Origin of the sequence: Klenkia sp. PcliD-1-E (assembly GCF_024124375.1) — a bacterium.
Classification (GTDB): domain Bacteria; phylum Actinomycetota; class Actinomycetes; order Mycobacteriales; family Geodermatophilaceae; genus Klenkia.
This window is the reverse complement of the sequence record NZ_JAMXRZ010000014.1, coordinates 43,888-50,187: the sequence shown is the minus strand read 5'-3', so window position 1 is coordinate 50,187 and position 6,300 is coordinate 43,888. Positions and strand designations below refer to the sequence as shown.

Here is a 6,300-nt window from a genome sequence, read left to right as displayed (position 1 = left end):
CCGCGGCGAGCTCGGCCGGCACCCCGGCCGACCGGAACCCGGCGGCCCGCTCGGCGTAGGCATCGGCGTCGGCTCCGAGCAGCCACTCGGTCTGGCCGGCGACCACCGCGGCCACCGGACCGGCGAACCGGGCGGTCAGCGTCGCGATCGACGGCGCCGGCTCCGCGGCGAGCTCCGGCTGCCGCAGCAGCCACCGGGTCGCCCGCTCGGCCAGCCGGGTGGCCTCGGTGCGCAGTTGCACCTGCACGGCCGCCGGCACCCGGTTGTCCAGCGGGCGGGCGGCGTCCCACAGCCGGTCGACGTCGAACACCGCGCGGGCCACCGCGTGCGCCCGGACGACGGCGACCAGCGGCGCGCCGGTCTCCTCGCCGAGGCGGAACAGCCCGGTCACCCCGGCCACGTTGACCGCCCGGTTGACCAGCGCGGTGGCGATGATCTCCCGGCGCAGGGGGTGCCGCTCGACCGCGTCGGGGAACGACTCGCGCAGCGCGGTGGGCACGTAGTCGGTGAGCAGCCGGCCCAGCGCCGGGTCGTCGGGCAGCGTGGAGTGCAGCACCGCGTCGTCGGCCTCGAGCTTGGCGTAGGCCAGCAGCACCGACAGCTCCGGTGAGGTCAGCGCCTGCCCGTCGCGGCGCCGCTCCGACAGCGCCCGGCCGTCGGGCAGCGCCTCGACCACCCGGTCCAGCCGGCCCGAGCGCTCCAGGGACCGCATGAACCGGGTGTGCGCGTCGAGCAGGCTGCGGGCACTGGTGACCTCGGCGGCCAGCGTGGCGTTCTGCGCGTAGTTGTCGGTGAGCACCTGCTCGGCGACCTCGTCGGTCATCGAGGCGAGCAGCGCCGCCCGCTCGTCGGGCGACAGCTGCACCGCGTTCAGCGCGATCTTGATGTTGACCTCGTGGTCGGAGGTGTCGACGCCGGCGGAGTTGTCGATGGCGTCGGTGTTCACCCGCCCGCCGGCCAGCGCGTACTCGACCCGGCCGCGCTGGGTGAGTCCGAGGTTGCCGCCCTCGCCGACCACCCGCACGCGCAGCTGCTCGCCGTTGACGCGGACCGCGTCGTTGGCCTTGTCCCCGACGTCCAGGTGGCTCTCGGTGGTGGCCTTGACGTAGGTGCCGATGCCTCCGTTGAACAACAGGTCGACCGGGGCCAGCAGCACCGCGCGGACCAGCTCGGCCGGGGTGAGGTGGTCCACGCCCTCGTCCAGCCCGAGGGCCGCGCGCATCGGCTCGCTGACCGGCACCGACTTGGCCGTCCGCGGCCACACCCCGCCGCCGGCGCTGATCAGCATCGGGTCGTAGTCGGCCCAGCTGGAGCGGGGCAGCTGGAACAGCCGCGTCCGCTCGGCGAACCCGGTGGCGGCGTCGGGGGTGGGGTCGACGAAGACGTGCCGGTGGTCGAAGGCGGCCACCAGCCGCAGGTGCTCGGACAGCAGCATGCCGTTGCCGAACACGTCGCCGCTCATGTCGCCGACGCCGACGACGGTGATCTCCTGGCTCTGCGTGTCGACGCCGAGCTCGCGGAAGTGCCGGGTGACCGACTCCCAGGCGCCGCGGGCGGTGATGCCCATGGCCTTGTGGTCGTAGCCGACCGACCCGCCCGAGGCGAACGCGTCGCCCAGCCAGAAACCGCGCTCGACCGCGACGGAGTTGGCCAGGTCGGAGAAGGTCGCCGTCCCCTTGTCGGCGGCGACGACGAGGTAGGTGTCGTCGCCGTCGTGCCGCACCACGCCCTCGGCGGGCACGACCCGGCCGTCGACCAGGTTGTCGGTCAGCGACAGCAGGGCGCCGATGAACAGCCGGTAGCACGCCTTGCCCTCGGCCAGCCACGCATCGCGGTCGGCCGGCGGGCGCAGCAGCACGAACCCGCCCTTGGCGCCGGTCGGGACGATGACGGTGTTCTTCACCGTCTGCGCCTTGACCAGGCCGAGGATCTCGGTGCGCAGGTCCTCGCGCCGGTCGCTCCACCGCAGCCCGCCGCGGGCGACCGCGCCGAAGCGCAGGTGCACGCCGGTCACCCGCGGCGAGGACACCCACACCTCCCGGGCCGGGCGCGGCTCGGGCAGGTCGGGGACGGCGTGCGGGTCGAGCTTGATGGCCAGCGGGGTGCCGTCGGTGAACGCGCCGGCGGTGTAGGCGGTGGTCCGCTGGGTGGCGCGGACCGCGGCCAGCAGCGCGGTGAGCACCCGGTCGGCGTCCAGGGAGTCCACGGCGCCGATCCGGTCGGTGAGCCGCTGCACCAGCTCCTGCTGCTGGGCGTCGCGGTCACCGGTCTGCCGGGGGTCGAACCGGACGGCGAAGAGGTCCACGACGCCGGAGACGACGTCGGGGTGCCCGGCCAGCACCGACTCCACGTAGCCCGCGGAGAAGGGCAGCCCGCCCTGCCGCAGCCACTGCACGTAGGCCCGGACGACGGCGACCTGCTGCCAGGTCAGCCCGGCGACCAGCACCAGCGCGCCCAGCCCGTCGTCCTCGGCGTCCCCGCGCCAGACCGCGGAGATCGCGTCGGTGAACCGGCGGGGGAGGGTGTCCAGGGCCGGGAGGTCGCTGGTCGGCGTGGCCAGGCCGAAGTCGTAGACCCACGCCAGCGGGGAGCCGATCCGGTCGATCTCGTAGGGCCGCTCGTCGACGACGTCGACCCCCAGGTGCTGCAGCACGGGGAGCACCTGCGACAGCAGCAGCCGCTCCCCGACCCGGAACACGGTCAGCCGGCGCTCGCCCGGGGCGGCGTCGCGGGGGGTCCACAGCCGCAGCGACAGCTCCCCGGGCTCGAGGGAGTCCAGCCGGTCGAGGTCGGCGACGGCGGTGGAGGCCGGGAAGTCGGCCTGGTAGGCCGGGGGGAAGGCGTCGGCGACCTGGGCGAGCCGGCGCTCGGCGTCCGCCCCGTACTCGTCGGCGAGGACGTCGGTGAGGTCGTCGGTCCAGCTGCGGGCCGCGGCGGCCAGCTGGCGCTCCAGCTCGGGGACGTCGACGTCGGGCAGCGCGGCGACGCCGCGGCCGGTCTGCACCCGGACGACGAAGTGCAGCCGGGCCAGCACCGACTCGGTGGAGCGGGCGGTGTACTCGATGGAGGACCCGCCCAGGCTGGTCAGCAGAATCTGCTGCATCGCCAGCCGGACCTCGGTGGTGTACCGGTCGCGGGGCAGGTAGACCAGCGCGGAGAAGAACCGGCCGAAGGGGTCGCGGCGCAGGAACAGCCGGGTCTGTCGGCGCTCGCGCAGGTGCAGCACGGCCAGCGCGACCGGGAGCAGCTCGTCGACGTCGACCTGCAGCAGCTCGTCGCGGGGGTAGGTCTCCAGGACGTCGAGCAGCTCCTTGCCGGTGTGGCTGTCCGGCTCGACGCCCGAGCGCTCCAGCACCTGCGCGGCGGTGCGGCGCACCAGGGGAACGTCGGTGACGCTGGCGGTGTAGGCGCCGGTGGGGAAGAGGCCGACGATGCGGTGCTGGCGGCCGCGGGTGCCCTGCGGACCGGGCAGGGTGACCGCGACGACGTCCAGCCAGGCCGGCCGGTGCACGGTGGAGCGGACGTCGGCCTTGGTGACCACCACCCGCCGGCCCACCACGTCGCGGGCCGCAGCGCCGACCGGGACGACGGGGGTGCTCATGTCGGCGTCGCTGCGCAGCACCCCCAGCCCGGTGCCGGGGACGGCGGTGATCGCCGGGGCCCCGTGCTCGTCGACCAGGTCGACGTCGCGGGCGCCCAGGAACACGAAGTTCCCCTCGGCCATCCAGCGCAGCAGCGCCGCGGCCTCGTGCGGGTCCCCGAGCGCGGCGTCGGCCGGGTCGGTCGGGTCCCAGGGCTCCTCGTCCAGGAAGTGCGCGAGGTCCAGCGCGCGGTCACGCAGCTTGCCGGCGTCCTCGTGCACGCCGCGGACGTCGGCGAGCACGGTGCGCAGGCCCCGGACCAGGTCGTCGGCGGCCTCGTCGTCGATGGTGCCGGCGAGCACCACGGCGATCCAGGACTCGGCGATGGCGTCGGGGGCGTCCTTGCCGTCGCAGAACTGCAGCAGCGTGCCGGTGACGTCGCGGCGGACGCTGACCACCGGGTGCACCACGTGGTCCAGGACCACCTTCTGCCGCACCACCTCGGCGGTGACCGAGTCGACCAGGAACGGCATGTCGTCGGTGACGACGCGCAGCACGGAGGCGCCGCCCTGCGTGCGGTCGACGGCGACCAGCGCGGCACCCTGCGGCCGGGTGGCGGCCAGCGCCAGGTGGTCCAGGGCGAGGCGGGCCAGCGAGCTCGGGTCGTGGCCGACGACTTCCGCGGCGGGCTCGCCGCGGAAGTAGGAGTGCACGACGGCGGGGACGTCGTCGTCGGTCAGGCCGGCCGGCAAGTCGGGCACCTCGTCGTTCGACAGGGACTCCCCGGCGAGGTCCAGCAGCTGGGCCTTCTCGGTGCGGGCGGCCTCCAGCGCGGCCAGGTCGGCCGGGCGGCTGGTGTCCGGCTCCGGGGTCGCGGTGGGTGGGTGTGCGGTCCCGGGCCGTGCCATGCCCCCGACGCTAGTGGGCAGACGTCCCAGACGTCATCCGAGGGCGCCGGTGTGTCAGGCCTTGACCTTCAGCGGCAGCAGCAGCTCGGCGATCCAGCTGAAGACGGCGATGAGGAAGCCGCCGACGACCGCCGTCCAGAAGCCGTCGACCTGCAGCCGGTCGCTGATCGCCGCGGTGATGCCGAGCAGCGCGGCGTTGACCACCAGGAGGAACAACCCGAGCGTGAGGACGACGAAGGGCAGCGACAGCAGCCGCACCACCGGCCCGATGATCGTGTTGACGACCGCGAACAGCAGGGCGACCCAGAGGAAGGTCCCGGTGACGCCGAACGCGCCCTCGGGGTTGCCGACGACGGTGATGCCGCTGACCAGCCGGGTGACCACGTAGATGATCACGGCCAGGACGACGACGCGGAGCGCGAACCTCACGACGGTGGACACGGCAGCACCCTAGGTCCGCCCGGCTGCATCGGCGCCTCTACCGGTCTCTAGCAGTGATGCAAGATCAATGCATAGTTGGTCAGCCGCTCCCGCTTGACGTACCGCTGATAAACTTATCAACGTGCGCACCCCGGTGAACAATCCTTTTCACCCCGGCTCCGACGTCGTGCCACGGGTGTGGGCTGGTCGCACACTTGAACTCCAGGACTGGCGAGGCGCCCTGCGGCCACGGTTGATGGCGGGTCTGCCCGACCGCGGACGGACCATTCTCGGCGAGCCGGGCCTTGGCAAGTCATCTCTGGTGCGACGCATTGCAGCCGAGGCCGAGGGCGAGGGCGACTGGGTCACGCCGCAGGTCCGCGTGCCAGCCGGGTCGGACCCCTTCAAGCTCGTCGCCACCGCCCTGCTGGACCTTGCCCATGCAGCCGGGTTGGCATCTCGCCGGGAGAAGCGGATCGCCGAGCTCTTCGGTCGGGTGCAGGCGATAGCCGCGACGGGCATCTCAGTAACTCTGCGCGACACAAGCGGGCCCGAGCCCCACACGGTCCTCACGGAACTACTGATCGAGATCGGCCGCGCCGCCGTCGACCAGCGTGTGGTGTGCCTGGTCCACATCGACGAGATCCAGAACATCACTGACGAGAAAGCACTGTCCCAACTACTCATCGCACTCGGAGACGCGCTCTCACACCAGTTCATCGTGAGCACCCCCGGGGGTGTGCCGATGGAGCGGTCATTGCCGATCGCCGTCTACCTCACTGGCTTGCCCGAGTTCGAGGACCGAGCAGGAGCGCGGAAGGGCGCTACGTTCGCTCGCCGGTTCAAGACCACCATCCTGGAAGCTATTGATCAGGACGACCTGGTGCTCGCCTTGCAGGAATTCGTCGCGCCCGGTTGGGAGATCGCTGGCACGCAAGGAGCCATGGCCTCCGTGCACATGACCCAGGCGGCAGTGGCGGAGCTCGTCGACCTCTGCCGAGGCGAGCCGTTCCTCTTTCAACTCGCCGGGCAACAGGCGTGGAACGCCGGGTCCGAGAACCTCATCACCGAAACGCAGGTACGAGCAGGGTGGCGAGCAGCGCATCGCGAGGCAGCCGCGCACGTCGAGAGAATTTTGGGGCGTCTCCCCAAGCGGGAGAGGCAGCTCATCCAGGCCATGGCGGAACTGGCTCCGCAGGAGCGAACACTGACCAGGATTGCCAAGAAGGCCGGATTCGAGAAGACGACGGACGCCGGCCCGACATCGCAGCGACTCGACACGGTTCGCGGAATAGTGCAGCGCGGCAAGCCCTATCGCTTCCGACATCGGGCCATCGAGGCTTATCTCACCAGCGACTGGCCCAACCTGGAGTGAGTTGTCCAGGTCCTCC

The 6,300-nt window shown here is 72.5% G+C and carries 3 protein-coding genes; 1 reads left to right on the top strand and 2 read right to left on the bottom strand.

The window, feature by feature from the left end; translation table 11 throughout:
- Both NH342_RS04935 and NH342_RS04930 read right to left on the bottom strand, forming a co-directional pair.
- The coding region (locus NH342_RS04935) for an NAD-glutamate dehydrogenase (protein ID WP_253012065.1) at positions 1 to 4,489 on the bottom strand (4,489 nt) is incomplete at its 3' end.
- Positions 4,490 to 4,543: 54 nt separating this feature from the next.
- On the bottom strand, positions 4,544 to 4,930 hold the full coding sequence (locus tag NH342_RS04930) for a phage holin family protein (protein WP_253012062.1): 387 nt from the start codon (positions 4,928 to 4,930) through the stop codon (positions 4,544 to 4,546).
- Positions 4,931 to 5,051: 121 nt separating this feature from the next.
- On the opposite strand from NH342_RS04930, the gene NH342_RS04925 reads away from it, so the two are divergent.
- The gene (locus tag NH342_RS04925; protein ID WP_253012059.1) at positions 5,052 to 6,284 is read left to right on the top strand and encodes an ATP-binding protein; all 1,233 of its coding nucleotides are present in this window, start codon (positions 5,052 to 5,054) and stop codon (positions 6,282 to 6,284) included.
- The last annotated feature ends 16 nt before the right edge of the window (positions 6,285 to 6,300 follow it).